This window comes from Oerskovia turbata (assembly GCF_000718325.1).
GTDB lineage: Bacteria > Actinomycetota > Actinomycetes > Actinomycetales > Cellulomonadaceae > Oerskovia > Oerskovia turbata.
In genome coordinates this window covers 21,287-48,187 of the sequence record NZ_JOFV01000011.1, presented here as the reverse complement: position 1 = coordinate 48,187, position 26,901 = coordinate 21,287, and the positions used below count along the sequence as shown (strand labels likewise).

The following is a 26,901-nucleotide window of genomic DNA, read 5'->3' as shown; positions in this document are numbered from 1 at the left end:
GCGGGGCGCACCTCGCTCCGTGCTGCCCGCCTGCCTCTGCGAGCAGGGCGTTCGTCGCGCAAGGAAGGGTTGCCTTGCTACACATTCGCGAGCATGTGTGGCTAGAGTGGCGACGTCCATTGTGAGCGACTTCACAAGGGTCTTCCTGAGGCGTGCCCTAGGGCGGAGCGAGGTGAGAACGTGCGTGAGCGGACCGATGACGCCGACGTCATCGTCGTGGGTGCCGGACCCGCCGGTGCCACCGCGGCCCACTACTGCGCCGCCGCCGGGCTGAGCGTCCTCCTCCTCGAGAAGGCCTCGTTCCCCCGGGACAAGATCTGCGGCGACGGCCTCACGCCGCGCGCCGTGGGCGAGCTCGTCCGCATGGGCGTCCCCACGCGTGCCGAGGACGGCTGGATCCGCAACAAGGGCCTGCGCGTCGTCGCGAGCGGTCGCCGGTGGGAGCTGCCCTGGCCCGAGCTCAAGGCGTACCCCTCCTACGGGCTCGCGCGCTCCCGCATGAACCTCGACCAGACCCTCGCCGAGCACGCGCAGCGCACGGGCGCCAAGCTCCTCGAGCGCACCAACGTGACCGGCCCGCTCCTCGACGAGCGCACCGGCCGGGTCGTGGGCGTCACGGCCCGCCCCCTCGACGAGAACGGTCGCCGCGCGGGCGACGAGCACGAGCTGCGCGCCCCGGTCGTCATCGCGGCCGACGGCGTCTCGTCCCGCTTCGCGCTCGCGCTCGGCCTCGAGAAGCGCCAGGACCGCCCCATGGGGGTCGCCGTCCGCACCTACTTCAAGACCCCGCGGCACGACGACGCCTGGATGGAGTCGCACCTCGAGCTGTGGGACGGGCCGGCCGGGAGGTCGAACCTGCTGCCCGGCTACGGCTGGATCTTCGCGCTCGGCGACGGCACCGCGAACGTCGGCCTCGGGTCGGTCAACTCGACCCCCGCCCGCCAGTCCGCCGCGAACGTGGACTACAAGGACCTGTTCGCCAGGTGGATGGCCAACGCCCCCGCCGAGTGGGAGTTCACGCCGGAGAACCAGCTCGGCCCCGTGCGCGGTGCCGCGCTGCCCATGGGCTTCAACCGCAAGCCCCTCTACTCGCGCGGCGTCGTGCTCGTGGGCGACTCGGGCGGCATGGTCAGCCCCTTCAACGGCGAGGGCATCGCGTACGCGATGCAGGCCGCGCGCGTCGCCGCGGACGTCGTCGCCCAGTCCCGGGCCCGTAGCACCGACGCCGCCCGCGAGCGCACGCTCGCGACGTACCCCGAGATCATGCGCCGCGACCTGGGGGGCTACTACACGCTCGGCCGGTACTTCGTGCGGCTCATCGAGCACCCCGAGATCATGCGGCTGTGCACGAAGTACGGGCTGCCCCGGCCGCTCGTCATGCGCTTCGTCCTCAAGCTGCTGTCCGACTGCTACGAACCCCGCGGTGGCGACGTCGTCGACCGGGTCATCGCAGGCCTGACGAGGGTGGTGCCATCGGCATGAGACTCCTCGGTGCGACGGCAACGACGCCGTCCTCGCTGTACCCGCAGTCACCACCCTCGTCCCTCTCGGACCCGGGCCCACGCCGTCCCGCGCGGTCGCCCGCCGGCAGCACTCTCGACACGCCCCCGCGCACCCCCCGGAGAGCAGACCGATGACCAACCCGTACGTGCCCGTCCTCGTCCTGATGGGCATCGGCGCCGTCCTCGCTCTCGGCGGCGTCGCCGCGAGCGCCGTGATCGGCCCCAAGCGGTACAACCGCGCCAAGCTCGACGCGTACGAGTGCGGCATCGAGCCCACCCCGCACGCGGTCGGGGGAGGGCGCTTCCCGATCAAGTACTACCTCGTCGCGATGACCTTCATCATCTTCGACATCGAGGTGGTCTTCCTCTACCCGTGGGCGGTGGACTTCACGGTCCTTGCCACCTTCGGGCTCGTCGCCATGCTGAGCTTCCTCGCCCTGATCACCGTGCCGTTCGTCTACGAATGGCGCCGTGGCGGGTTCGAGTGGGACTAGCCGGAACCAGTTAGGGAGAACGCAGATGGGGATCGAGGAAGCTCCCTCGGGCTTCTTGCTCACGAGCGTGGAGAACCTCGCGGGGTACTTCCGCAAGGCGTCGCTGTGGCCGGTGACGTTCGGCCTGGCGTGCTGCGCCATCGAGATGATGGCGGCCGGCGCGTCGCGCTACGACCTGTCCCGCTTCGGCATGGAGGTCTTCCGGGCCTCGCCGCGGCAGGCCGACCTGATGATCGTCGCAGGTCGCGTGAGCCAGAAGATGGCGCCCGTGGTGCGCCAGGTCTACGACCAGATGTCCGAGCCCAAGTGGGTGCTGTCGATGGGCGTGTGCGCGTCGAGCGGCGGCATGTTCAACAACTACGCGATCGTCCAGGGCGTCGACCACATCGTGCCGGTGGACATCTACCTGCCCGGCTGCCCGCCGCGTCCGGAGATGCTCATCAACGCGATCCTCGCGCTGCACGACCAGATCCAGTCCGAGCCGCTCGGCGTCAACCGGCGCGAGGCGGCCAAGGCCGCCGAGGCCGCAGCGCTCGAGGCGACCCCGACGTTCCAGATGAAGGGACTGCTGCGGTGACGAGCACCCACGACGGACCGGGCGGTCGCCCGGCCGACGACGTCGCACGCGAGAAGGTCGCCCAGGGGGACGTACCCGGCGAGAAGCTCGTGGCGGGACCCGAGGCAGGCGGACGCGAGCCGCTCGAGGTCGTCGAGGTCCGCACGGGCATGTTCGGGGCCACGGGCTCGGGCGACACCTCCGGGTACGGCGGGCTCGTGCGGCCCGTGGTGCTGCCCGGGCCGAGCGCGCGCCCCTACGGCGGCTGGTTCGACGAGGCCGTCGACGTCCTGGCCGAGGTCCTCGCCGAGGGCGGTGTGCGGTTCGAGGACGCGGTCGAGCAGGTCGTGGTGGACCCCCCGGGGCGCCACGCCGAGCTCACGCTGCACGTGCGCCGCGACCACGTCGTGACGGTCGCCCGCGCTCTGCGCGACGAGCAGGACCTGCGCTTCGAGCTGAGCATGGGCGTGAGCGGCGTGCACTACCCGCACGACGTCGGCCGCGAGCTGCACGCCGTCTACCACCTGACGTCGGTGACCCACGGGCGCAGCCTGCGCCTCGAGGTCGCCGTCCCGGACGCGGACCCGCACATCCCGTCGACCACGTCGGTCTACCCGTCCAACGACTGGCACGAGCGCGAGACGTGGGACTTCTTCGGGATCGTGTTCGACGGCCACCCGGCCCTCGCCCGCATCGAGATGCCCGACGACTGGCCCGGCCACCCGCAGCGCAAGGACTACCCGCTCGGCGGCATCCCGGTCGAGTACAAGGGCGCCACGGTGCCCCCGCCGGACCAGAGGAGGTCGTACTCGTGAGCACCACCACCCCCCACGCCACGAAGGCGCCGTACGGGGACTTCGACCCGGGCATCCCCAGCTTCGAGGCCTCGGGCGGCGACTGGGCGGACATCGCCGCAGAAGCCACCCAGCTCGGCGAGGAGCGCATCGTCGTCAACATGGGCCCCCAGCACCCGTCGACGCACGGCGTGCTGCGGCTCATGCTCGAGATCGACGGCGAGACGGTGACCGAGGCCCGCTGCGGCGTCGGCTACCTGCACACGGGCATCGAGAAGAACATGGAGTACAGGACCTGGACCCAGGGGGTCACGTTCTGCACCCGCATGGACTACCTCGCCCCCCTGTTCCAGGAGACGGCGTACTGCCTCGCGGTCGAGAAGCTCCTCGGGATCACGGACGACGTGCCCGAGCGCGCGAGCATCATCCGCGTCCTCATGATGGAGCTCAACCGGATCGCGTCCCACCTGGTCTGCCTGGGCACGGGCGGCAACGAGATGGGCGCGACGACCGTCATGACCATCTCCTTCACGGCGCGCGAGGAGATCCTGCGGGTCTTCGAGGCCGTCACGGGCCTGCGCATGAACCACGCGTACGTGCGCCCCGGCGGTGTGGCGCAGGACGTCCCGCCGGACGTCGTGGCCCAGATCCGCAAGGCCGACCCGCTGATCCGCGGCTACCTCGGCCAGCTCGGCGACCTCATGCTCGCCAACCCGATCTTCAAGGGGCGCCTCCAGGGGGTCGGGCACCTCAACCTCTCGGGCTGCATGGCGCTCGCGATCACGGGTCCGGTGCTGCGCTCGACGGGCCTGCCGTACGACGTGCGCAAGGCCGCGCCGTACTGCGGCTACGAGACGTACGACTTCGACGTCCCCACCTCGGACGAGGCCGACTGCTACTCGCGGGTCGTGCTGCGCCTCGAGGAGTGCTACCAGTCGCTGCGGATCGTCGAGCAGTGCCTCGAACGCCTCGAGGCCACGGCGGGCCAGCCCGTCATGGTCGCCGACAAGAAGATCGCCTGGCCTGCGCAGCTCGCGGTCGGAGCGGACGGCCAGGGCAACTCGCTCGACCACATCCGCGAGATCATGGGCACCTCGATGGAGGCCCTGATCCACCACTTCAAGCTGGTCACCGAGGGCTTCCGGGTCCCGGTCGGCCAGGTGTTCCAGTCGGTCGAGCACCCGCGCGGCGAGCTCGGCGTGCACCTGGTGTCCGACGGCGGCACGCGCCCCTACCGGGCCCACTTCCGTGATCCTTCGTTCAACAACCTGCAGGCGGTCGCCGTGATGTGCGAGGGCGGCCAGGTCGCCGACGTCGTCGTCGCGGTCGCCTCGCTCGACCCGGTGCTGGGAGGGGTGGACCGATGACGCTCGAGGCCAGAAGGTCCGGATACGACGAGGAGACGTACGCGCGTCTCGCCACGGACACCGCGGCGATCATCGCCCGGTACCCGGAGAAGAGGTCGGCGCTGCTGCCCATGCTGCACCTGGTGCAGTCGCAGGACGGCTACGTCTCGCGCGACGGCATCGCGTTCTGCGCCGAGCAGCTCGGCATCACGGCCGCCGAGGTGTCGGCCGTCGCGACCTTCTACACGCAGTACAAGCGCCACCCCAACGGCACCTACACCGTGGGCGTGTGCACCAACACGCTGTGCGCGATCATGGGCGGCGACGAGATCTTCGACGAGCTCTCGGAGCACCTGGGCGTCGGGCACGACGAGACGACCGACGACGGGGCCATCACCCTCGAGCGGGTCGAGTGCAACGCGGCGTGCGACTACGCGCCCGTCGTGATGGTCAACTGGGAGTTCTTCGACAACCAGACCCCCGCGGGCGCCACGCAGCTCGCCGACCGGCTCCGGGCGGGCGAGGACGTCGCCCCCACGCGCGGCGCCGCCTCGGTCTGCACGTTCAAGCAGATGAGCCGCGTGCTCGCCGGGTTCTCCGACGGCCGCGCGGACGAGGGCGTCGGGGCCGGCGGTCCCACGCTCGCCGGGCTCCGCCTGGCGCGTGAGCACGGCTGGACCGCACCCGGTGGTACGGCCCCGGAGCAGGTCGACGGGGCAGCCACGGACGCGGGCGCGGCGGCCACGGCGGGCGCCTCCGCCGTCGGGCAGGAGCAGTCCAGCGCCGAGCGCACGCCCACCACGCCCGCCGACGCCACGGGCGCCACGCCCGACGCCTCGAAGGGGAAGCAGCCGTGAGCGAGCAGACGATCGACCCGCTGACCCCGATCCTCAGCGAGACCTGGGACGCGGACCGCTCCTGGACCCTCGACGCCTACGTCGCCGGCGGCGGCTGGCAGGGCCTCGCGAAGGCCCTCGCGCAGCCGCCCGCGGACGTCGTGCAGGTCGTCAAGGACTCGGGCCTGCGCGGCCGCGGCGGCGCCGGGTTCCCCACGGGCATGAAGTGGGGCTTCCTGCCCGCGCCCGACGGCGGACCCCGCTACCTCGTCGTCAACGCCGACGAGTCCGAGCCGGGGACCTGCAAGGACATCCCGCTCATGCTCGCGAGCCCCCAGCTCCTGATCGAGGGTGTGGCCATCACGTCCTACGCGATCGGGTGCGACCACGCGTTCATCTACGTGCGCGGCGAGGTCCTGCACGTGTACCGCCGCCTGCTGCGAGCCGTCGAGGAGGCCTACACGGCCGGGTACCTGGGCAAGAACATCCAGGGCTCGGGCTTCGACCTCGACGTCACGGTCCACGCGGGCGCCGGGGCGTACATCTGCGGCGAGGAGACCGCGCTGCTCGACTCGCTCGAGGGCCTGCGCGGCCAGCCGCGCCTCAAGCCCCCGTTCCCCGCAGTCGCGGGCCTGTACGCGCGGCCCACCGTGGTCAACAACGTCGAGTCGGTCGCGAGCGTCCCGGCGATCGTCACCGAGGGCGCCGACTGGTTCACGAGCATGGGCACCGAGCGCTCGGCGGGCCACGGGCTGTTCTCGCTGTCGGGCCACGTGGTGCGCCCGGGCCAGTACGAGGCGCCCCTGGGCATCACGCTGCGCGAGCTCCTCGACATGGCCGGCGGGATCCGCGGCGGCAACCGCCTGAAGTTCTGGACGCCCGGCGGGTCCTCGACGCCGCTGTTCACCGACGCGCACCTCGACACCCCGCTCGACTACGAGTCGGTCGCGGCGGCGGGCTCCATGCTGGGCACGCGCGCGCTGCAGATCTTCGACGAGACCACGTGCGTGGTGCGAGCCGTGAGCCGGTGGATGGACTTCTACGCGCACGAGTCGTGCGGCAAGTGCACGCCGTGCCGCGAGGGGACGTACTGGCTCAAGCAGATCCTGCGCCGCATCGAGACGGGCTCCGGCACCGAGGGCGACCTCGACGTCCTGCTCGACACGTGCGACAACATCCTCGGCCGCGCGTTCTGCGCGCTCGGGGACGGTGCCACCTCGCCCGTGACGAGCAGCATCGCGCTGTTCCGTGAGGAGTTCGAGGCGCACATCACCGGGCACGGCTGCCCGTTCGACCCGTCGGCCGCGGCCCTGTTCGACTACACGCCCCGGCGTGCCCCGCAGGCCCTGACAGCAGGAGCGCACTGATGACGACCACGACGCCCGGCCCGTCGAGCGCGGTCGCGGCGGGAGGCACGAAGCCCCCCGCCCGCCCCGACGACGTGTCGTTCACGATCGACGGCATCGAGATGGCCGTGCCCAAGGGCACCCTCGTCATCCGTGCCGCCGAGCAGGTCGGCATCCAGATCCCGCGGTTCTGCGACCACCCGCTGCTCGCCCCCGCAGGTGCGTGCCGCCAGTGCCTCGTCGAGGTCGCGACCCCCGACCGCGAGGGCAACGTCCGCCCCATGCCCAAGCCGCAGGCCTCGTGCACGCTCGAGGCCACGCCCGGGATGGTCGTCAAGACGCAGCACACGTCCGCGGTGGCCGACAAGGCGCAGCACGGCGTCATGGAGCTCCTGCTCATCAACCACCCGCTCGACTGCCCGGTGTGCGACAAGGGCGGCGAGTGCCCCCTGCAGAACCAGGCCATGAGCAACGGGCGCGCGACGAGCCGCTTCGTCGACGTCAAGCGCACGTTCCCCAAGCCCATCGCGATCTCGACCGAGATCCTGCTCGACCGTGAGCGCTGCGTCCTGTGCCAGCGGTGCACCCGGTTCTCCGCGGAGATCGCGGGCGACGCGTTCATCGACCTGCAGAAGCGCGGCGCGCAGCAGCAGATCGGTCGCTACGACGCGCGCGTCCTGGGCTTCGCCGACGGCGAGACCGGGCAGGCTGCCCCCGCGGGCGCGCTGCCCTACGGTGCGCAGTCCGGGTTCGAGGCCCCCGTCGGGGCCGCGCTCGAGGACGAGTCGGGCCGCCCGTTCGCGTCCTACTTCAGCGGCAACACCGTGCAGATCTGCCCGGTGGGCGCGCTGACGGGCGCCGCGTACCGGTTCCGGTCGCGGCCGTTCGACCTGGTCTCGACCCCGGGCGTGGGCGAGCACGACGCGTGCGGGTCCGCGATCCGCATCGACCACCGTCGCGGCGTGGTGCTGCGGCGGCTGTCGGGCGAGGACCCGCTCGTCAACGAGGAGTGGATCACCGACAAGGACCGCTTCGCGTTCCACTGGCAGGACGCGCCGGACCGCCTGACCCACCCGCTCGTGCGCGACCGCGAGGTCGACGCCGAGGGCCGTGTCACGCGCGGCGAGCTGCGCCCCGCGAGCTGGGCCGAGGCCCTCGAGGTCGCGGCCGACGGGCTGGCGCAGGCCCGCGCGGCAGGGGGCGTCGGGGTGCTCCCCGGTGGTCGCCTGACGGTCGAGGACGCCTACGCGTACGGCAAGTTCGCCCGCGTCGTCCTGGGCACCAACGACGTCGACCACCGCGCCCGCGTGCACTCGGCCGAGGAGGCCGACTTCCTGGCCCACCGCGTCGCGGGCACGGGCCTGGGCGTGACGTTCGACGAGCTCGAGAAGGCCCCCGCGGTGCTCCTCGTGGCCCTCGAGGCAGAGGAGGAGGCCGGCGTCACGTTCCTGCGGCTGCGCAAGGGCGTCCAGAAGCGTGGCCTGCGGGTCTTCTCGCTCGCCCCCTTCGCGAGCCGCGGCGTGCAGCGCCTCGACGGCACGCTCCTGCGCGCCGCCCCGGGTACCGAGGCCGAGTGGCTCACGGTGCTCGCCTCGGGCACGCAGACGCTGTTCGGCCACGACGGGGCCGTGGGGCCCGACGTCCCCGAGTCGGTCGACGAGCCCGTCGAGGTCGCGGCCCTGCGGGACGCGCTCGCGCAGCCCGGTGCCGTGATCCTCGTCGGCGAACGTCTCGCCGGGGTGCCCGGCGGGTACTCGGCGCTCGTGCGTCTCGCCGAGGGCACCGGGGCACGCCTCGCGTGGGTCCCTCGCCGGGCGGGGGAGCGCGGCGCGGTCGAGGCCGGGACGCTGCCGGGTCTCCTCCCGGGCGGACGCCCCGTGCCCGACGCCGCCGCGCGGGTCGACGTGTCCGTCGCCTGGGGCGTCGAGCACCTCCCGGAGGCGCCCGGTCGCGACACGGGCGGCATCCTCGACGCCTTGTCCGTGGGCCAGCTCGACGGGGTGCTCGTGGGCGGTCTGCACACCGACGACCTGCCCGACCCCGACCACGCCCGCCGGGCGCTGGGGGCCGCCGGGTTCGTCGTGTCCCTCGAGGTCCGTGCCTCCGACGTCACGGAGCTCGCGGACGTGGTCCTGCCCGTGGCGCCGCCGGTCGAGAAGGCCGGGGCGTTCGTGAGCTGGGAGGGCCGCGTGCGGACCTTCGAGGCCGCGCTCGCCACGACCGCGATGCCCGACCACCGCGTCCTCGACGCGCTCGCCGACGCGGCGGGCGTCACGCTCGGGACCCGCACGGTCGGCGAGGTCCGGGACGAGATCGACCAGCTCGGCACCTGGGACGGCGAGCGCTCGGCGGCGCCCGTCGAGCCCGCCGCCGAGCCGCCGGCCGTCGCACCGGGCACCGCGGTGCTCGCAGGGTGGCGCCTCCTGCTCGACGCCGGACGCGGGCAGGACGGCGAGCGGTTCCTCGCCGGCACCGCCAAGCGGCCCGTCGCCCGGCTGTCCGCGACGACCGCCGCCGCGGCCGACCTCTTCGAGGGTGACGTCGTGCGGGTCTCGACCGACCGCGGGTCGATCGAGCTGCCGGTCGTGATCACCGACATGGTCGAGCACGTCGTGTGGCTCCCGCTCGGCTCGCAGGGGTCGACGGTCCACCGTGACCTCGGTGTGGCTCCGGGGGCGCTCGTGCGCATCGAGCCCGCCGGGTCCGCCGGGTCCGCTTCCGTGGCACGGACCGCGGAGTCCGCAGAGTCCACCCAGCACACCGACGGGGGAGCATCATGACCGGCCTGCTGAACCTCGCCCTGGTCTCCGAGGCGGCCCTGGTCTCCGAGACCCCGGGCGTGCCCGGGATCTCGGCCGACTTCTCGCAGGACAACGGCTGGACCTACCTGGTCAAGGCCGTGCTCATCATCGTGTTCCTGCTCACGAGCGTGCTCATCGCCATCTGGTTCGAGCGCAAGGTCGTGGCCCGCATGCAGGTCCGCCCCGGACCCAACGTGCACGGCCCCTTCGGCCTGCTCCAGTCGCTCGCGGACGCCATGAAGCTGCTGCTCAAGGAGGACCTCACGGTCTCCAAGGCGGACAAGTTCGTGTACATCCTGGCGCCCATGATCGCGGTGTTCTGCTCGCTGCTGACGTTCGCCGTCATCCCGTTCGGCCCGAACGTCACGATCCCGTTCACCGACTACTCGACGCCCGCACAGCTCACCGACTTCCCCGTCGCGGTGCTCTACGTCCTGGCGTGCGCCTCGGTGGGCGTGTACGGGATCGTCCTGGGCGGCTGGTCGTCGGGCTCCACCTACCCGCTGCTCGGCGCGGTCCGCTCGACGGCCCAGGTCATCAGCTACGAGCTCGCGATGGGCCTCGCCCTGGTCAGCGTGTTCATCATGGCCGGCTCGATGTCCACCTCGGAGATCGTCGACTCCCAGACGAGGGTCTGGTGGGCGCTCATCCTCATCCCGAGCTTCGTCATCTACATCATCGCGATGATCGGCGAGACCAACCGTCTGCCGTTCGACCTCCCGGAGGCCGAGGGCGAGCTCGTGTCGGGCTACATGACCGAGTACTCGTCCATGAAGTTCGCCTGGTTCTTCCTCGCCGAGTACATCAACATGATCAACGTCTCGGCCGTGGCGACCACGCTCTTCCTGGGTGGGTGGCGCGCACCCTGGCCGCTGTCCGCGATCAACGACGGCATGTTCAACGAGGGCTGGTGGCCCATCCTCTGGTTCCTCGCCAAGGTCTGGGCCTTCATGTTCGTGTTCGTGTGGGTCCGTGGGACGCTCCTGCGCCTGCGCTACGACCAGTTCATGAAGTTCGGCTGGAAGATCCTCATCCCGGCCGCGCTCGCCTGGATCGTGGTGCTCGCGGTCGTCCAGGGCATGATCCGCTTCGGCGACGTCGACAACCGCACGATCCTGATCGCCGCCGGCGCGCTGTTCGCCGTCGCGATGCTCGCGATCTTCCTGTGGCCTGCACGCAAGGAACCCGGAGGGGGAACCGACGCGGCGGGGGGAGCGACGCCGTCGGGCGGCTCGCCCTACCGCAAGGCGGCCACCGCCTCGCCCGAGCCCTTCGACGCCTTCGCGGGCGGCTTCCCCGTCCCGCCGCTGCCCGGCCAGTCCCTGCCCAGTGCCTCGCGCCGCGCCCGGCGCCTGGTCCCCGAGGGCAGCCCGCCACCCGGCGGCGGCCCCGCAGCTCCCGACGCCCAGGACGAGGAGGCCCCCCGTGGCTGACTACGAGTCGTTGATCCCCCAGCGCAAGGGGCTCGGCGGGCTGCTCGCGCCCGTCGCCGGATTCGGGGTCACGTTCTCCTCGATGTTCAAGCCGACCGTGACCGAGCAGTACCCGTTCGAGAAGGTGCCGACCAAGCCCCGCTACCACGGTCGCCACCAGCTCAACCGGTACGAGGACGGCCTCGAGAAGTGCATCGGGTGCGAGCTGTGCGCCTGGGCGTGCCCCGCGGACGCGATCTACGTCGAGGGAGCGGACAACTCCGCGCTCCCCGACGGCGCGCACCGCTCGCCCGGCGAGCGCTACGGCAGCGTCTACCAGATCAACTACCTGCGCTGCATCTTCTGCGGTCTGTGCATCGAGGCGTGCCCCACGCGGGCCTTGACGATGACCAACGAGTACGAGCTCACCGGACCGACCCGTGAAGGGCTGATCTGGGAGAAGGAAGACCTCCTCGCGCCGCTGCGCGAGGGCATGCTCGCCGCCCCGCACCCCATGGTGCCCGGGACGACCGACACCGACTACTACCGGGGAGAGGTGACCGGGCCCGTGCCCGAGCAGATCGACTGGGTGCGCGAGCACCGGCCCGACGACCCCACCCTGCCGCCCGTCGAGGACCCCGCCGCCGCACGGCGCCCCGAGGTCCGGAAGGTGGTCCGGTGACCGTCAGCGGGGGAGAGGTCGTCCTGTTCTGGGTCCTCGCCCCTCTCATGGTGCTGGCCGCGCTCGGCCTGCTGTTCGCCCGCAAGGCGGTGCACGCCGCGATCTGCGTCGTGTTCGTCATGATCAGCCTCGCGATCCTCTACATCGCGCAGGAAGCGGCGTTCCTGGGCGTCGTGCAGATCGTGGTCTACACGGGCGCCGTCATGATGCTCTTCCTGTTCGTGCTCATGCTCGTGGGCGTCGACGCGTCGGACTCGCTCGTCGAGACCATCCGCGGCCAGCGCGCCATCGGTGTGCTGCTCGGGCTGGGCCTCGGCTCGATCCTGGTGGGCGTCATCGCGCAGGCGACGTTCCCGCCCTCGGTGGGGCTCACGGCGGCCAACGCCGAGTCCAACCCGGTCGCGCTCGCCCGCATCCTGTTCGCCGACTACGTGTTCGCGCTCGAGGTCGTCGGCATCCTGCTCGTGACCGCGGCGATCGCGGCGCTCGTCCTGACGCACCGGCGCCGGCTCGTGCCGCGCGTCGGGCAGCGGCAGATCTCCGACGCGAAGGTCGCCGCGCTCGCCGAGGGTGGGCTCCTGACCCCTCTGCCTGCGCCGGGCGTCTACGCGCAGAACAACGCGATGGACACCCCCGCGCTCGACCCGCAGGGACGGCCCATCGAGCACTCGGTCTCGCGCATCCTGCGCATCCGCGGGCAGGAGCGCTCCGCGGGGCACATCCTCGCCAGGGAGCGGGCCGTGCTCGCCGAGCACGAGCCCGAGCTGACGGCCCGGCGCTTCCCCGAGCTCACGGCGCCCACCGACGAGGAGGCCGCAGCGGACCTCTCGGGCGAGGTCCCGACGACCGGGTCGACGACCGGGCCGACGATCGAGCCCGGGAAGGAGAGCTGACGTGGACCTGACCAACTACCTGGTGCTCGCCGCGATCCTCTTCGCGATCGGCGCGACGACCGTGCTGCTGCGACGCAACGCGATCATCGTCTTCATGGGCATCGAGCTCATGCTCAACGCCACCAACCTGACGTTCGTGACGTTCGCCCGCATGCACGGGGACCTCCACGGCCAGGTCATCGCCTTCTTCGTGATGGTGGTGGCGGCGGCCGAGGTCGTCGTGGGGCTCGCGATCATCGTGGCCATCTTCCGTACCCGCCGCTCGGCCTCGGTCGACGACGTCAACCTGCTGAAGAACTGAGAGGGCAGGCATGCCAACGGTGACTCTGCTTCCTGCCCTCGCGCACCTGGTGCCGGCGTCGCTGCCGACCCAGGAGGTCGTCCCGGCCTCGACGGTCGTGCCGGGACCGTTCCTGCTCGGCCCGCTGCTGATCCTGCTGCCGCTGCTGGGGGCCGCGGTCCTGCTGCTCGCGGGGCGGCGCAGCGACCGCTGGGGCGCGTGGTTCGGGGTGCTCATGTCGGGCGGCGCGTTCGTCGTCGCGCTGGTCGTGTTCTTCTCGATGCTGGGCCTGCCCGCGGACGAGCGGGTGGTCGACCACCGGCTCTTCGACTGGATCGCCGCGGGCGGTCTCGACGTCGGGGTGGGCCTGCGCCTCGACCCGCTGTCCATGACGTTCGTGCTGCTCGTGACGTTCGTGGGCACGCTCATCCACGTCTACGCGGTCGCGTACATGGAGCACGACAAGGACCGGCGCCGGTTCTTCGCGTACCTCAACCTGTTCGTCGCCGCCATGCTGGTCCTGGTCCTCGCGGACTCCTACCTCGTGCTGTTCGTCGGCTGGGAGGGCGTGGGCCTGGCCTCGTACCTGCTGATCGGGTTCTGGAACCACGAGCGGGCCAACGCCGTGGCGGCCAAGAAGGCGTTCATCATGAACCGCGTGGGCGACCTCGGCCTGATCGTCGCGCTCATGCTGATGTTCGCGGGCTTCGGCGCGGTCGACTTCGCGACGGTCTTCGCCGACGCCCCGGAGGCGGGCACGGCGCTGCTGACCGCGATCGCCCTCGCGCTCCTGGTCGCCGCGTGCGGCAAGTCGGCGCAGTTCCCGCTGCAGGCGTGGCTCGGTGACGCCATGGCAGGCCCCACGCCCGTCTCGGCGCTCATCCACGCGGCCACCATGGTCACCGCGGGCGTCTACCTGGTCGTCCGCTCGGCGCCCGTCTTCGAAGGGGCCCCGACGGCGCAGCTCGTCGTGGTCCTCGTCGGTGCGGTCACGCTCCTGTTCGGGGCGGTCGTCGGCTGCGCCAAGGACGACATCAAGAAGGTCCTGGCCGCTTCGACCATGTCGCAGATCGGCTACATGATGCTCGCGGCCGGGCTGGGGCCCATCGGGTACGCGTTCGCGATCTTCCACCTCGTGACGCACGGCTTCTTCAAAGCCGGGATGTTCCTCGGTGCGGGGTCGGTCATGCACGGGATGGACGACGGGGTCGACATGCGGCGCTTCGGTGCGCTGTCGAGGTACATGAAGGTCACGTGGGTCACGTTCGGCCTGGGCTGGCTCGCGATCCTCGGCATCCCGCCCTTCTCCGGGTTCTGGTCGAAGGACAAGATCATCGAGGCGGCGTTCGTGCCGATCGACGGCCAGGAGTGGCGCGCGTGGGTCTTCGGCGGCGTCGCGCTGCTGGGAGCGGGCATCACGGCGTTCTACATGTCGCGCCTGTTCTTCATGACCTTCCACGGGCACAAGCGCTGGAACGACGGGTCGGGCAGCCCCACGGGGCCGCTCTCGACCGACGGGCCCGTGCGGCACCCGCACGAGTCGCCCGCGCTCATGACGGCGCCCATGATCGTCCTCGCGGTGGGCTCGGTGGCCCTGGGCGGGCTGCTCGCGATCGGCAACGTGTTCGTCGACTGGCTCGCGCCCGTCACGGGCCACGCGGAGCACGCCGAACCGGTGCTGCCGGTGTGGTCGCTCATCGTGCTGACCCTGGTCCTCGTCCTGCTGGGCGTGCTCCTGGCCTGGCGCCAGTTCGCGGTGTCCCGTGTCCCGATCGTCCCGCCGCACGGTGCGGTCCTGACCCGCGCGGCCCGTAAGGACCTCTATCAGGACCAGGTCAACGAGGCCGTGTTCATGCGGCCCGGGCAGTACCTCACGCGGTCCCTCGTCTACGGGGACCGGCAGATGGTCGACGGCGGCTGGATGGGTCTGGCCGGCCTCGTCGGCGCGACAGGGGAGAAGTTGCGCGGCATGCAGAACGGATTCGTCAGGTCGTACGCGGCGACGATGCTCGCCGGCCTGATCGTGATCGTCGCGGTGGTCCTCGCCGTGACCACCGGAACAGGGAGCTGAGGGACCGATGACCACCGAGATTCCCTGGCTGACACTCCTGATCGTCCTGCCGCTCGTCGGTGCGGCCGCGGTCTGGGGGCTGGGCGCCACGTCGGCGCGCAAGCACCTGCGGACCGTGGCGGTCGTGTTCGGCCTCGCCGAGCTCGTGCTCCTGGGCCTCGCGATCAGCGCGTTCGACACCTCGGACGCGGGCACGTACCAGCTCGCCGAGACGCACGCGTGGATCCCGCAGCTCGGCGTGAGCTACGCGGTGGGGGCCGACGGCGTCGCGCTCCTGCTGGTCGGGCTCGCGGTCCTGCTGGTCCCGCTCGTGATCCTGGCGGCGTGGCGCGAGCAGGACGGCGACCTCGCCAAGCTCCGCCACTACCTGGGGCTCGTGCTGCTGCTCGAGGCGTTCATGGTCGCGGTCTTCGTGGCCCGCGACGTGTTCTTCTTCTACGTGCTGTTCGAGGCCATGCTGATCCCGGTCTACTTCATGATCGGCGGGTTCGGGGGCGGGGCGCAGCGGCGCTACGCGGCCGTGAAGTTCCTGCTGTTCTCGCTCGCGGGCGGGCTCGTCATGCTCGTCGCGGTCATCGCGCTGTACCTCAACGGTCCGGGCGGTGAGCAGGGCTTCCTGACGCAGAACCTGGTCGACCACTTCGCGGTGAACCCGCTGGCGGTGACCACCGAGAGGCTGCTCTTCCTGGGCTTCTTCCTGGCGTTCGCGATCAAGGCGCCGCTCTTCCCGGTCCACACCTGGTTGCCCGACGCCGCCGAGCACGCCCCCGCGGGCACCTCGACGCTGCTCGTGGGTGTCCTGGACAAGGTGGGCACGTTCGGCATGCTGACCCTGTGCCTGCCGCTCTTCCCGAACGCGAGCCAGTGGGCGGCCCCCGTGGTCGTGGTGCTCGCGGTCGTCTCGATCCTCTACGGCGCGCTCATGGCGATCGGCCAGAGCGACATCATGCGGCTCATCGCGTACACCTCGGTGTCGCACTTCGGGTTCATCGTCCTCGGGATCTTCTCGTTCACGTCGCTGAGCGTCTCCGGGGCGTCGTTCTACATGTTCAACCACGGGATCTCGACGGGCGCGCTGTTCCTGCTCGCCGGGTTCCTCGTCGCACGGCACCCGGCGCGTTCGCAGCGCCTGGCCGACTACGGCGGGCTCCAGCGGGTCACGCCGGTCCTCGCGGGGACGTTCCTCGTGGCGGGCCTCTCGGCCCTGTCCTTGCCGGGCCTGTCGACGTTCGTCTCGGAGATCATGGTGCTCGTGGGGACGTTCTCCCGCAGCCACCCGGCAGCTCTCGTGGCCGTCCTCGGCGTGGTCCTCGCAGCCCTGTACGTCCTGCTGACGTACCAGAAGGTCTTCACGGGCAAGACCCCGCACGACCTCGTGGGGACCCCGGACCTCGGGGCGCGCGAGAAGTGGGTCGTCGCACCCCTGGTCGTGGCCCTGCTCGTCCTGGGCTTCTACCCGGCTCCCGCGCTCGACCTGGTGCGCGAGCCCGCGGACGTGACCATGACGGCCGTGGGGGTCGAGAACCCGCCCACCACCCCTGATCTCCTCAGCGTTGAAGGGAGCGACTCGTGACCCCCGCAGCCGCCTTCGTGGCCCCCGTGATCGAGTGGGCCTACCTGGTCCCGGTCCTCGTCGTCCTGGGCGCCGGCGTCGTGGGGGTGCTCGTCGAGGCCTTTGTGCCCGACCGCGCCCGCCGCGTCGTGCAGGTCGTGCTCGCGCTCGCCGCGCTGGCCGGGGCGCTCACGTCGATCGTCCTGCTCTGGCCCGACGTGCTCGCGCAGAACGGCGTGCGGGTCCTGGGCGGCGCGCTCGTCGTCGACCCGTTCGGGCTCGCGGTGCAGGGGATCGTCGTGGTCCTCGCGCTCCTGGCGACGCTCGTGATCGCGGACCGCACCTCGACCAAGCAGGACGCGTTCGCGCCCACGGCCGCGGCCGTGCCGGGCTCGGCGTACGAGGACCTCGCGCGCCGTCGCGGCCTCGAGCAGACCGAGGTGTTCCCGCTCGTGCTCTTCGCGGTCGGCGGCATGATGATCTTCCCCGCGACGGGCGACCTGCTGACGATGTTCGTCGCGCTCGAGGTGCTCTCGCTCCCGCTGTACGTGCTCACGGCGCTCGCGCGGCGCCGTCGGCTCCTGTCGCAGGAGGCGTCGTTCAAGTACTTCCTCCTGGGCGCCTTCGCGTCGGCGATCTTCATCTTCGGCGTGGCGCTCGTGTACGGCTTCGCCGGTTCGGTGCGCCTCGCGGACGTCCGCGGCGCGCTCCTGGAGGGCGGCGGACTCGACGGGATGACGGGCCTCGTGCTGCTCGGCCTCGTCATGGTGCTCACGGGGCTGCTGTTCAAGGTCGGCGCGGCCCCGTTCCACTCGTGGACGCCCGACGTCTACCAGGGCGCTCCCACGCCCGTCACGGGCTTCATGGCGGCGTGCACCAAGGCGGCGGCCTTCGGGGCGCTCCTGCGCGTGCTGTACGTCGTCGGGCAGGCGCTGCCCGCCGACCTCCAGGAGAAGCTCGTGATCGCGCTGTGGGTCGTCGCGATCCTGACGATGATCGTCGGGACCGTGATCGGGGTCATCCAGACCGACATGAAGCGCCTGCTCGCGTACTCGTCGATCGCGCACGCGGGCTTCCTGGTCGTGGCGCTCGTCGGGTTCGGCGAGCTGAGCGGGTTCGGGGTCCGGGCGCTGCTGTTCTACCTCCTGGCGTACGGCCTGGCGACCGTGGGCGCGTTCGCGGTCGTGACGCTCGTGCGCGAGCGTGCCCCGCAGCCCGTCGTGGTCCCCGCCGAGGCGGAGCTCGCGACGGTCGGCGCGGTGTCGGGTGCCGGGACGGGCGGGTCCGCAGACTCCTCCGGCACGTCGCCCGACGGCGGAGTCGTCCTGGGCGAGGCCACGCACCTCACGGAGTGGGCCGGGCTGGGCAAGCGGAGCCCGTGGCTCGCGGGCGCGTTCGCGCTCTTCCTCCTGTCGATGGCCGGGATCCCGCTCACGGCGGGTTTCATCGCGAAGTTCACGGCCTTCCAGTCGGCGGTCGCGGTGGGCGCCTGGCCGCTCGCCCTGATCGGTGTGCTGGCCTCGGCCGTCGCGGTCTTCTTCTACGTGCGGGTCATCGTGCTGATGTTCTTCACGCCCTCGCCCTCGCCCTCGCCCTCGACGGGCGCGGACCGGGAGCCGGGCGCCGAGGCGACGCGAGCGACGGGTGGACCGGGGGGCTCCGTGGCCGCGCTCGCGAGCCGCGTCACGGTCGTCCGGTCGGAGGGATTCACGACGATCGCCCTCACGATCTGTGTGATCGGCGTCATCCTTCTCGGCGTTTTGCCCTCCTCGGTTCTCGATCTGGCCTTCGAGGCGGCTAAGTTCAGACCGTGACCACTGTGCCACCCGTCTCCACGACGGCGATCCCCCTGACCGATCCGGAGCTCGCCGCGACGCTCACCGCCCGCCTCACGACAGTCGAGGCGAGGCTGAGCGACGCCGTCGCGCACTCCGACGGGCTCGCGGACTCCGCGTCCCGCCACCTCGTCAACGCCGGCGGCAAGCGTCTGCGCCCGCTCCTCGCGCTGCTGTGCGCGGAGCTCGGCGACGGCGCCAGGCCCGAGGTGGTGGAGGCGGCCGTCGTCGTCGAGCTCACCCACCTGGCCTCGCTCTACCACGACGACGTCATGGACTCCGCGCCCGTGCGCCGCGGCGCTCCGTCGGCGCACGCCGTGTGGGGCAACTCCGTCGCGATCCTCATCGGCGACCTGCTCTTCGCCCGCGCGGCGTCGACGGTCGCGGCACTGGGACCCGAGGCCGTGCTCATCCAGGCGCGCACCTTCGAGCGCCTGTGCCTCGGCCAGCTCCACGAGACGACGGGCCCCTCGGCGTCGGACGACCCCGTCGAGCACTACCTGGGTGTCCTCGCGGACAAGACCGCGTCGCTGCTGGCGACGTCGGCACGCCTCGGTGCGATGTTCGGCGGGTGCGACCAGTCCGTCGTCGAGGTCGTCGCGGAGTACGGCGAGAAGCTCGGCGTCGCCTTCCAGCTCGCCGACGACGTGCTCGACCTCGCGTCGTCGGGCGCGGAGTCCGGCAAGACCCCGGGCACGGACCTGCGGGAGAAGGTGCCGACCATGCCGGCCCTGCTGCTGCGCGCCCGTGTCGCGGCCGGGTCGGGCACGACCGCCGACGCCGCCCTGGTCGACCTCCTGGACTCGGACCTGTCGGGGGACGAGGAGCTCGCGGCCGCGGTCGCGGCCCTGCGGGCCCACGAGGTCCTCGGTGAGACCAGGACGCTCGCCGTCGGGTGGGCGCGCGCAGCGATCGACGAGCTCGAGCCGCTGCCCACCGGGCCGGTCAAGGAGGCCCTGGTCGCGTTCGCCCAGGCACTGGCGGACCGCGCGGCCTGACTCCGCCTCGCCGGGAGGGCTCGAGACACGGCCGGAGGGCGGTGCGCAGGACCCACGGGTCCGGCGCACCGCCCTCCGGCGTTCCTGGCGTGCGGTGCGTCGGCGCGTGGTGCGTGGCGCGCGGGTGAGCCCGCTGCGTACGGACGCGTCCGGGCTGCGTACGGACGCGTCCGGGACGAGGGAGCCGGCGTCTCGGTTCGTGGACGGGGGAGCGGGCGTCCTGCACCCCGCGCACCGACCGCCGTCGACGCCGTGACAGGCGCCGCTGCCTGCTGCGACACCTCCGTGGCATCTACCACCAGTAGAGAGCGGGGGAGTTCTCCCCATCCAGTGGATGACAGACCTGCCCCTGCGTGCAGCTATCCTTTCACCCGCGACGGGTAGGGGCACCTGGCAGGAGGGGCCCTGGGGACACCGGTGGCACCACTCGCACCCACGGAGATTCTGTGACCTTTCTAGCCCGGCTCCACGACAAGCGACGGTCGATCGCCTCGGTGAGCACCGTGTCGGTCTTCTCAGCCCTCCTGGTCGCGTTCGCCGTCACGTACGACGGTCAGGCGACGGCCGACGTCGAGCTCAACGACTCGGGTGTGTGGGTCACCCGGACCTCGGGTGGAGCGCTGGGGCGGTTCAACGTCGAGTCCCAGGCGCTCGACGGCTCGATGCTCGCAGGGTCCGCGTCGTTCGACGTGCTGCAGAACGCGGGCAAGGTGCTCCTGGTCGACGACGGCGCCGGCTCGGTGAGCCCCGTGGACGTGGCACGGCTCAAGCTCGTCGGCTCGGTGCGCCCCCCGACCGGGGCGGACGTGGCGATGGGTGGCTCGAGCGTCGCGGTCCTCGACGGCGAGAAGGGGCTGCTGTGGGTGCTGCCGTTCGCCGGCGCGACCTCGTTCGACCCCGAGACCACCGAGCCGGTCGCCGAGGTCGACGGCGAGGGCGTCGTGCAGGTGTCCCAGGACGGCACGGTCTACGCGTTGGTCCCGGCGACCGGCGAGCTGACCAAGGTCTCGACCGCGGCCACCGGCACCGCGCAGGAGGTCACGACCTCGAAGGTGCCGGTCGCCAAGGGTGACGAGGTCGAGCTCACGACCGTCGGGTCGGCACCCGTCGTCCTGAACCGGACGCGGTCGGAGCTCGTCCTGCCGAGCGGCGACGTCGTCCCGCTCGAGGACGGGTCGCAGGCGCGGCTCCAGCAGCCCGGCCCCCGGACCGATGCGGTCGCCGTGGCGACCGCGTCGGGGCTCGTGCTGCAGCCGGTGGACGGAGGCGACTCGGTCACGCGCGCGGCGTCGGGCGTGCCCTCGTCGCCCGTCCAGCTCAACGGCTGCACCTACGGCGCCTGGTCGCAGACCGGCCAGGTCCTGCGCGACTGCGACGGCACGGACGGCGACCTCGACAAGCGTCTCGAGGGCCTGGACCCGCAGAGCCGTCTGGAGTACAGGGTCAACCGCACGTCGATCGTGCTCAACGACCTGTCGGCGGGCACCGTGTGGATGGCCGCCGAGGAGTACCAGAAGGTCGACGACTGGGAGCTCGTCCTGCCCGAGCAGGCGGAGGGCGAGGAGTCCGACGCCGAGCTGACGACCCCCGAGCAGGTCGACCAGTTCGTCCTGGACCGTTCGCAGCCCAACCAGCCGCCGTTGCCCCAGGACGACGCGTTCGGTGCGCGACCCGGCCGGACCACCCTGCTGCCCGTGCTGGGCAACGACGTCGACCCTGACGGCGACGTCATGACCGCGACGCTCGCAGGCGACGGCCCCGACGGCGCCCAGGTGCAGTCCGTGCTGGGCGGTGCCGCGCTGCAGGCGATCGTCCCGGAGGACGCCGGGAAGGGGACCTCCGCGTTCCGGTACGCGGTCTCGGACGGCCGCGGCGGCGTGGCCGAGGCGAGCGTGCGGCTCAACGTCTCGCCGTGGAGCGAGAACGCGGCCCCCGAGCAGACCGGCGAACCGGTCCTCGTGGTCGAGCAGGGCAAGACCGCCGAGATCAAGGTGCTCCCCTTCTTCCGCGACCCCGACGGCGACGACCTGTACCTCGCGGCCGCCTCGGCGACGTCGGCGGGCGACGAGGTCCGCTCGCGGCCCGACGGCACCGTGGTGTTCCGCGACGGCGGCGGCTCGACGGGACGCAAGACCGTCACCGTGACCGTCGCCGACGGCATGGGCGGTGTCTTCGAGGGCGTCCTGCACGTCGACGTGTCCGGGGCGGGCCAGCTGCCGCCCGTCGCGGTCGCCGACCACGTCGTCGTGCCTGCCGGCCAGCCCGTGCTGGTCGAGCCGCTCCTCAACGACCACGACGCGAACGGTGACGAGCTGCGGCTCGCGAGCGTCTCGGAGTCCGCTCCCGCGCAGATCACGCCCAACTACGGGTCCGGGACGTTCCAGTTCCTCTCGAACGAGCCGCGGTCCTACGACCTGACCTACCAGGTCTCGGACGGCCCCCACGCGACGACGGGGCTGGTCCGCGTGGACGTCCTGCCCGCCTCGGCGGCCGAGGGCCCGCCGATCGTGGTCTCGGACACCGCGCTGCTGCCCTCGGGCGGCAAGACGCTGGTCGACGTGCTCGCCAACGACACCGACCCCGGGGGCGGCGTGCTCGTGGTCCAGTCGGTCAGCGTCCCCGACGACGCAGGCGTCTCGGTCGCGGTCCTGGCCCACCAGATGCTCCGGATCACCGAGATCCGCCGGCTCGACGCTCCCGTGACGATCGAGTACACGGTCTCCAACGGGACCCAGACCACGGTCGGGCAGGTCCGCGTCGTGCCCGTGCCGTCCCCGACCAGGCTGCAGCCGCCGAACGCGGTCGCCGACGAGGCCACGGTGCGCGTGGGCGACGTCGTCACGATTCCGGTCCTCACGAACGACACGCACCCGGACGGGCTCGAGCTGTTCCTCCAGGACGAGTTCGAGCAGGGCGTCCCGCCCGAGCAGGGAGAGCTCTTCGTCTCCGAGGGACAGGTGCGGTTCAAGGCCGGCACCGAGGCGGGGACCGCCTATGCGATCTACCGGGTCCGGGACAAGAACGGCCAGGAGGACTCCGCCCAGCTCACGATCCACATCCGGGACGGCAAGGAGAACTCGCCGCCGCAACCGCAGACGTTGCAGGCTCGCGTGCTCACGGGGGCGACGGTCCGGATCGCGGTCCCGCTCGACGGGATCGACCCGGACGGCGACTCGGTCCAGCTCACGGGTATCGCGACCCCGTCGACCAAGGGCACCGCGGAGGTCACGGACCGCTTCATCGACTACAAGGCGGCCGAAGGGGCCACGGGGTCGGACTCCTTCACCTACTCGGTGCTCGACGCGCGGGGCATGGTGGCCACGGGAACGGTCCAGGTGGGCATCTCCGCGCCGCCTGCCACGAACCAGAGCCCCGTCGCCGTCGACGACCTGGTCACGGTGCGCCCCGGCCGCACCGTCGCGGTCCCTGCGCTCGCCAACGACACCGACCCCGACGGTGACCAGATCTCCCTCGTCCCGGCCGCGCTCGAGGCCGACAAGGCGCTCGACGCCGAGGTCGTCGGGAACGACCGTGTCGTCCTGACCAGCCCGACCGAGGCAGGCAGCACGACGTTCTACTACGGGATCCAGGACTCCAAGGGGGCGCGCGCCGCGGCGGCGATCACGGTCCTGGTCGACCAGGACGCTCCGCTGCTGGCCCCCGTCGCGCGCGACGACACCGTCCCGATGTCCGCGGTCCTGGGGCGGACGAGCGTCGAGGTCGCGGTGCTCGACAACGACGACGACCTGGACGGTGCGGCCTCCGAGCTCACGGTCAGCACCGACGCGCAGACGGCGAGGGCCAACCCCGACGGCACCCTGAGCGTGACGTTGACCGAGCAGCGTCAGGTGGTCACGTACGTCGTGACCGACGTCGACGGACTCTCGTCCAAGGCGTTCGTGCACGTCCCGGGCCTGACCGAGCAGGTCCCCGTCCTGCGCCCGGGCATCGTGCCGCTCGAGGTCACCTCGGGCGAGCCGCTGCCGATCGACATCACCGACTACGTCCTGGTCGCCGAAGGGCGGACCCCTCGCCTGACGGACGAGACGAAGGTCGCGCCGCTCAACGGTGCCGCCGTGGTCACGGACGCCACGAACCTCACCTACACCTCCGACCCCGAGTACGTGGGGACGGCGTCCGTGACGTTCGAGGTCACCGACGGTGCCGGCCCGGACGACCCCGAGGGGCACACGGCGATGCTCTCGCTGCCGATCTCGGTGCTGCCCCCCGCCAACCTGCCTCCCGAGCTCGGCGCTCCCAACGTGGACGTCGCCGCGGGGGACGAGGGCTCGGTCGACCTCGCCCGGTTCGCGACCGACCCCGACGGTGACTCGCTGACGTTCAAGGTGGGTGCGGTCCCGGCCGGGCTCACGGTCAGCGTGAGCGGCGCGACCGCGACCGTCCAGGCGACCCCGGAGGTCGCCAAGGGCACCACGCTCTCCGTCCCGATCTCGGTGACCGACGGCGGGCACCCGCCCGTGGACGGTGCGCTCACGGTCGAGGTCGTGGCGTCCACCCGCCCGCTGGCCAAGGCCAACGAGGACACGGTCGACAAGGCCCACCAGGGCAAGGCGGTGTCGGTCGACGTCCTCGCCAACGACAGCAACCCGTTCCCGGAGACCCCGCTCACGATCACCGCGGTGACCGTCGACACGGGCGAAGGCACGCCCGCGATCGACGGCGACAAGGTCACCGTCACGCCCAAGGACACGTTCTTCGGGGTCATGGTCGTCCGGTACCGCGTCCAGGACGCGACCAAGGACCCCGACCGCGAGGTCGAGGGGCGCATCCAGATCAACGTCCAGGGACGCCCCGACGCGCCGGGCAAGCCGACCGTCGAGGAGGTCCGTTCCAGGACGGTCGTCCTGAGCTGGGAGCCGCCGGCCAACAACGGGGCCGAGATCACGGGGTACACCGTGACGTCGAACAACGGCTACAGCAAGGCGTGCGGCACCACGACGTGCACCCTCGACGGTCTGACGAACGACGTCAGGTACACGTTCACGGTGGTCGCGACGAACGAGGTCAACGACTCGGACGCGTCGGTCCCGTCGGCCGAGGCACGTCCGGACGAGAAGCCGGACCGGCCCGCGCCCCCGACCCTGGACTTCGGCGACACGTCGCTCAAGATCTCGTGGGTCAACAAGACGTACACCGACCGGTCCCCGATCCAGTGCGTCAATCTCCGGATCTCCCCCTCGGTCGGGGGCAAGGACCAGATGTGCGTGACCGGCACCCAGTTCGAGTGGACCGGCCTGAAGAACGGCACGTCGTACACGGTCGAGGTCCAGGCGGTGAACGCCGCGGAGCTCAACGGTGCACCGGACCCCTCGGACTGGTCCGGCCCGTCGGCGGCCATGGTCCCCGCGGGCGTGCCGTTCGCGTCGGCCGCCCCACGGGCCGAGCGTCGCACGTCGTCGGTCAACGGCGGCGTCGTCGACCTGTCCTGGTCCAAGCCGGACGACGAGAACGGTGACGCGGTCTCCGTGTACTACGTCGACCGCTACAAGAACGGCGCGAAGGACGGCGGGACGGTCACCGTCGAGGGTGCGACCACCCTCGCGGTGAGCGGCCTCGACAACGAGGCGTCGTACACCTTCACCGTCACCGGGGAGAACAAGGCGGGACGGGGGGCCACGAGCCCCGCGTCCGCGGCGGTCGTCCCGTTCGGGATCCCGGGTGCCCCCGGCCGCCCGGGCGTCTCGGAGTCCGCAGGGAACATCACGGTCACGTGGCCTGCGGCCGATGCCAACGGCAGCCCCGTGTCGAGCTACACCGTCAGGGCGAGCAACGGCACCGCGAAGACCGTGGGCGGAGGGACGCGGGAGGCAGGGTTCGACCTGCCCACGGGGTCCTACACCTTCACGGTCACGGCCAAGAACGCTGCGGGTGACTCGCCGGCGAGCTCCGCGTCGCCCGCGATCAAGGCCTACACGGTGCCCGCCCCGCCGTCCGTGTCGGGACGCAAGAGCGGCGCGACGAGCCTGGTCTTCGACCTGTCGGCTCCCGGCGACAACGGGGGCAGCGCCATCACGCACTACGAGTGGAGCTCCGGTGAGAGGGCGACGAGCATCACGGTGGGCAACGGCTACAGCCAGACGCACAGCCGGTCCGCGAAGGCCTGCAACGCGGCCGGGTGCAGCGGGAGCAGCAACACCGTCACCCTGACGACCGACCCCAAGCCCAACATCAAGGTGGTCCGTGGGTCGAGCGCGGGGGGCGGCATGAACTACTTCCGCGTGGCGTACACGAACCTGCCGGCCGGGAACTACGGGTTCGTGTGCCGGGACCAGCAGCCCGACGGCTCCTGGACCACGATCGGTGGCGGCTACGTCTACTCCTTCAACCTGAGCGGTTCGGGGACGACGGGCGACTTCGGCTGCTGGTTCGGCTGGCCGGGCCGACTCGTCAGCGTCAACGTCAGCGGGGCCGGTGACCAGAGCTGGGTGACACCCGTGCCGTGGTGACCCTGGCCCCCGACCCGATCCCGTCCTTCCGCACGACCTCACGAGAGAGCAGCACCCCATGACCTCCATGACCCCCGAGCAGGCCGCCTGGTTCGCTCAGACCTTCGACCGCCTGGTCTCCAACGTGGGCCAGGCGGTCCTGGGCAAGGCCCACGTGGTGCGCCTGGTCCTGACCTGCATGCTGTCCGAGGGGCACATCCTCCTGGAGGACGCGCCGGGCACGGGCAAGACCTCGCTCGCCCGTGCGCTCGCCGCGAGCGTCCAGGGCACCCAGAACCGCATCCAGTTCACGCCGGACCTGCTGCCGTCCGACGTGACGGGTGTGACGATCTACGACCAGAAGACGGCGAGGTTCGAGTTCCACCAGGGCCCGATCTTCGCGTCGATCGTGCTCGCGGACGAGATCAACCGTGCCTCGCCCAAGACGCAGTCCGCTCTCCTGGAGGTCATGGAGGAGGGGCAGATCACGGTCGACGGCGTGACGCACTCGGTGGGTCGTCCGTTCATGGTCATCGCGACGCAGAACCCGATCGAGCAGGCGGGCACGTACCGTCTGCCGGAGGCGCAGCTCGACCGCTTCCTCATGAAGACCTCGCTCGGCTACCCGGACCACGCGGCCACGGTCGAGATCCTCCAGGGCGCCTCGGTGCGGGACCGCAGCGCGGCCCTGCAGGCGCTCATCACGACGCAGGCCGTCGCGGAGATGGCGGACCTGGCCGCGGGCGTCCACGTCGACGGTGCGGTGCTCGAGTACATCTCGCGACTGGCCGAGGAGACGCGCAACGCGTCCGAGTGCCGGGTCGGCGTCTCGGTGCGAGGGGCGCTCGCCCTGGTGCGTTGCGCCAAGGTGTGGGCGGCCGCGCACGGGCGCAACTACGTCCTGCCCGACGACGTCAAGGAGCTCGCGCTGCCCGCCTGGGCGCACCGCCTGGTGCTCGACCCCGAGGCCGAGTTCGCCGGCGCGACGAACGAGGGCGTGCTCGCGCGCATCCTCGCGGACGTCGCCGCGCCGCAGGAACGCCGGTCGGCCTGACGC

General features: G+C 71.7%; 18 protein-coding genes. All 18 read left to right on the top strand.

Annotated elements, in window-relative coordinates:
• Positions 1-180 precede the first annotated feature (180 nt).
• Positions 181-1,482 carry a geranylgeranyl reductase family protein gene (locus IE95_RS0112800; protein ID WP_030152014.1) on the top strand — a complete coding sequence of 434 codons (1,302 nt, stop codon included), beginning with the start codon at positions 181-183 and terminating at the stop codon, positions 1,480-1,482.
• 151 nt (positions 1,483-1,633) lie between these two features.
• Positions 1,634-1,996, top strand: coding sequence for an NADH-quinone oxidoreductase subunit A (locus IE95_RS0112795; RefSeq protein ID WP_030152013.1), 363 nt, complete (start codon positions 1,634-1,636; stop codon positions 1,994-1,996).
• Between the two features lie 25 nt (positions 1,997-2,021).
• Complete coding sequence (locus IE95_RS0112790; RefSeq protein WP_030152012.1) at positions 2,022-2,573, top strand: NuoB/complex I 20 kDa subunit family protein; 552 nt, start codon at positions 2,022-2,024, stop codon at positions 2,571-2,573.
• An 89-nt stretch (positions 2,574-2,662) separates the two neighbouring features.
• Complete coding sequence (locus IE95_RS0112785) at positions 2,663-3,367, top strand: NADH-quinone oxidoreductase subunit C (protein ID WP_030152011.1); 705 nt, start codon at positions 2,663-2,665, stop codon at positions 3,365-3,367.
• Positions 3,364-4,713 carry an NADH-quinone oxidoreductase subunit D gene (locus tag IE95_RS0112780; protein WP_030152010.1) on the top strand — a complete coding sequence of 450 codons (1,350 nt, stop codon included), beginning with the start codon at positions 3,364-3,366 and terminating at the stop codon, positions 4,711-4,713. The genes IE95_RS0112785 and IE95_RS0112780 overlap by 4 nt, the downstream gene beginning before the upstream one ends.
• Positions 4,710-5,549, top strand: coding sequence for an NADH-quinone oxidoreductase subunit NuoE (gene nuoE / locus IE95_RS0112775; protein WP_030152009.1), 840 nt, complete (start codon positions 4,710-4,712; stop codon positions 5,547-5,549). Before IE95_RS0112780 ends, nuoE begins: the two co-directional genes overlap by 4 nt.
• An 11-nt stretch (positions 5,550-5,560) precedes the next feature.
• Entirely contained in the window at positions 5,561-6,895 is a 1,335-nt protein-coding gene (nuoF, locus tag IE95_RS0112770) for an NADH-quinone oxidoreductase subunit NuoF (RefSeq protein WP_036571999.1), read from the top strand.
• On the top strand, positions 6,895-9,654 hold the full coding sequence (locus tag IE95_RS0112765) for an NADH-quinone oxidoreductase subunit G (RefSeq protein ID WP_030152007.1): 2,760 nt from the start codon (positions 6,895-6,897) through the stop codon (positions 9,652-9,654). The genes nuoF and IE95_RS0112765 overlap by 1 nt, the downstream gene beginning before the upstream one ends.
• Positions 9,651-11,108, top strand: coding sequence for an NADH-quinone oxidoreductase subunit NuoH (gene nuoH / locus IE95_RS0112760; RefSeq protein ID WP_084690228.1), 1,458 nt, complete (start codon positions 9,651-9,653; stop codon positions 11,106-11,108). The genes IE95_RS0112765 and nuoH overlap by 4 nt, the downstream gene beginning before the upstream one ends.
• A complete protein-coding gene (gene nuoI, locus IE95_RS0112755; protein ID WP_051703076.1) occupies positions 11,101-11,769 on the top strand; it encodes an NADH-quinone oxidoreductase subunit NuoI in 669 nt (222 codons plus the stop codon). The genes nuoH and nuoI overlap by 8 nt, the downstream gene beginning before the upstream one ends.
• Positions 11,770-11,816: 47 nt before the next feature.
• Positions 11,817-12,662, top strand: coding sequence for an NADH-quinone oxidoreductase subunit J (locus tag IE95_RS19005; RefSeq protein WP_420819393.1), 846 nt, complete (start codon positions 11,817-11,819; stop codon positions 12,660-12,662).
• Position 12,663: 1 nt separating this feature from the next.
• Positions 12,664-12,963 (top strand): NADH-quinone oxidoreductase subunit NuoK, encoded by a 300-nt coding sequence (gene nuoK / locus IE95_RS0112745; protein WP_030152003.1) that lies wholly within the window; start codon positions 12,664-12,666, stop codon positions 12,961-12,963.
• A 10-nt stretch (positions 12,964-12,973) separates the two neighbouring features.
• Positions 12,974-15,013, top strand: a complete 2,040-nt coding sequence (nuoL, locus tag IE95_RS0112740; RefSeq protein ID WP_051703075.1) for an NADH-quinone oxidoreductase subunit L — start codon at positions 12,974-12,976, stop codon at positions 15,011-15,013.
• 7 nt (positions 15,014-15,020) lie between these two features.
• Positions 15,021-16,586 (top strand): NADH-quinone oxidoreductase subunit M, encoded by a 1,566-nt coding sequence (locus tag IE95_RS0112735; RefSeq protein WP_030152001.1) that lies wholly within the window; start codon positions 15,021-15,023, stop codon positions 16,584-16,586.
• Positions 16,583-18,379, top strand: a complete 1,797-nt coding sequence (gene nuoN, locus IE95_RS0112730; protein ID WP_030152000.1) for an NADH-quinone oxidoreductase subunit NuoN — start codon at positions 16,583-16,585, stop codon at positions 18,377-18,379. Before IE95_RS0112735 ends, nuoN begins: the two co-directional genes overlap by 4 nt.
• A complete protein-coding gene (locus tag IE95_RS0112725) occupies positions 18,376-19,398 on the top strand; it encodes a polyprenyl synthetase family protein (protein WP_030151999.1) in 1,023 nt (340 codons plus the stop codon). The genes nuoN and IE95_RS0112725 overlap by 4 nt, the downstream gene beginning before the upstream one ends.
• Before the next feature lie 446 nt (positions 19,399-19,844).
• Positions 19,845-25,865: an Ig-like domain-containing protein gene (locus tag IE95_RS0112720; RefSeq protein WP_051703074.1), complete on the top strand. Its 6,021-nt coding sequence runs from the start codon at positions 19,845-19,847 to the stop codon at positions 25,863-25,865.
• A gap of 58 nt (positions 25,866-25,923) precedes the next feature.
• A complete protein-coding gene (locus tag IE95_RS0112715) occupies positions 25,924-26,898 on the top strand; it encodes an AAA family ATPase (protein ID WP_030151997.1) in 975 nt (324 codons plus the stop codon).
• Positions 26,899-26,901 lie beyond the last annotated feature (3 nt).

Coding starts and splice junctions, on each gene's coding strand:
- IE95_RS0112795 (WP_030152013.1), top strand. CDS start 1,634: ATGACCAACCCGTACGTGCCCGTCCTCGTCCTGATGGGCATCGGCGCC.
- IE95_RS0112790 (WP_030152012.1), top strand. CDS start 2,022: ATGGGGATCGAGGAAGCTCCCTCGGGCTTCTTGCTCACGAGCGTGGAG.
- nuoE (WP_030152009.1), top strand. CDS start 4,710: ATGACGCTCGAGGCCAGAAGGTCCGGATACGACGAGGAGACGTACGCG.
- IE95_RS0112765 (WP_030152007.1), top strand. CDS start 6,895: ATGACGACCACGACGCCCGGCCCGTCGAGCGCGGTCGCGGCGGGAGGC.
- nuoH (WP_084690228.1), top strand. CDS start 9,651: ATGACCGGCCTGCTGAACCTCGCCCTGGTCTCCGAGGCGGCCCTGGTC.
- IE95_RS19005 (WP_420819393.1), top strand. CDS start 11,817: ATGGTGCTGGCCGCGCTCGGCCTGCTGTTCGCCCGCAAGGCGGTGCAC.
- nuoL (WP_051703075.1), top strand. CDS start 12,974: ATGCCAACGGTGACTCTGCTTCCTGCCCTCGCGCACCTGGTGCCGGCG.
- IE95_RS0112735 (WP_030152001.1), top strand. CDS start 15,021: ATGACCACCGAGATTCCCTGGCTGACACTCCTGATCGTCCTGCCGCTC.
- IE95_RS0112715 (WP_030151997.1), top strand. CDS start 25,924: ATGACCTCCATGACCCCCGAGCAGGCCGCCTGGTTCGCTCAGACCTTC.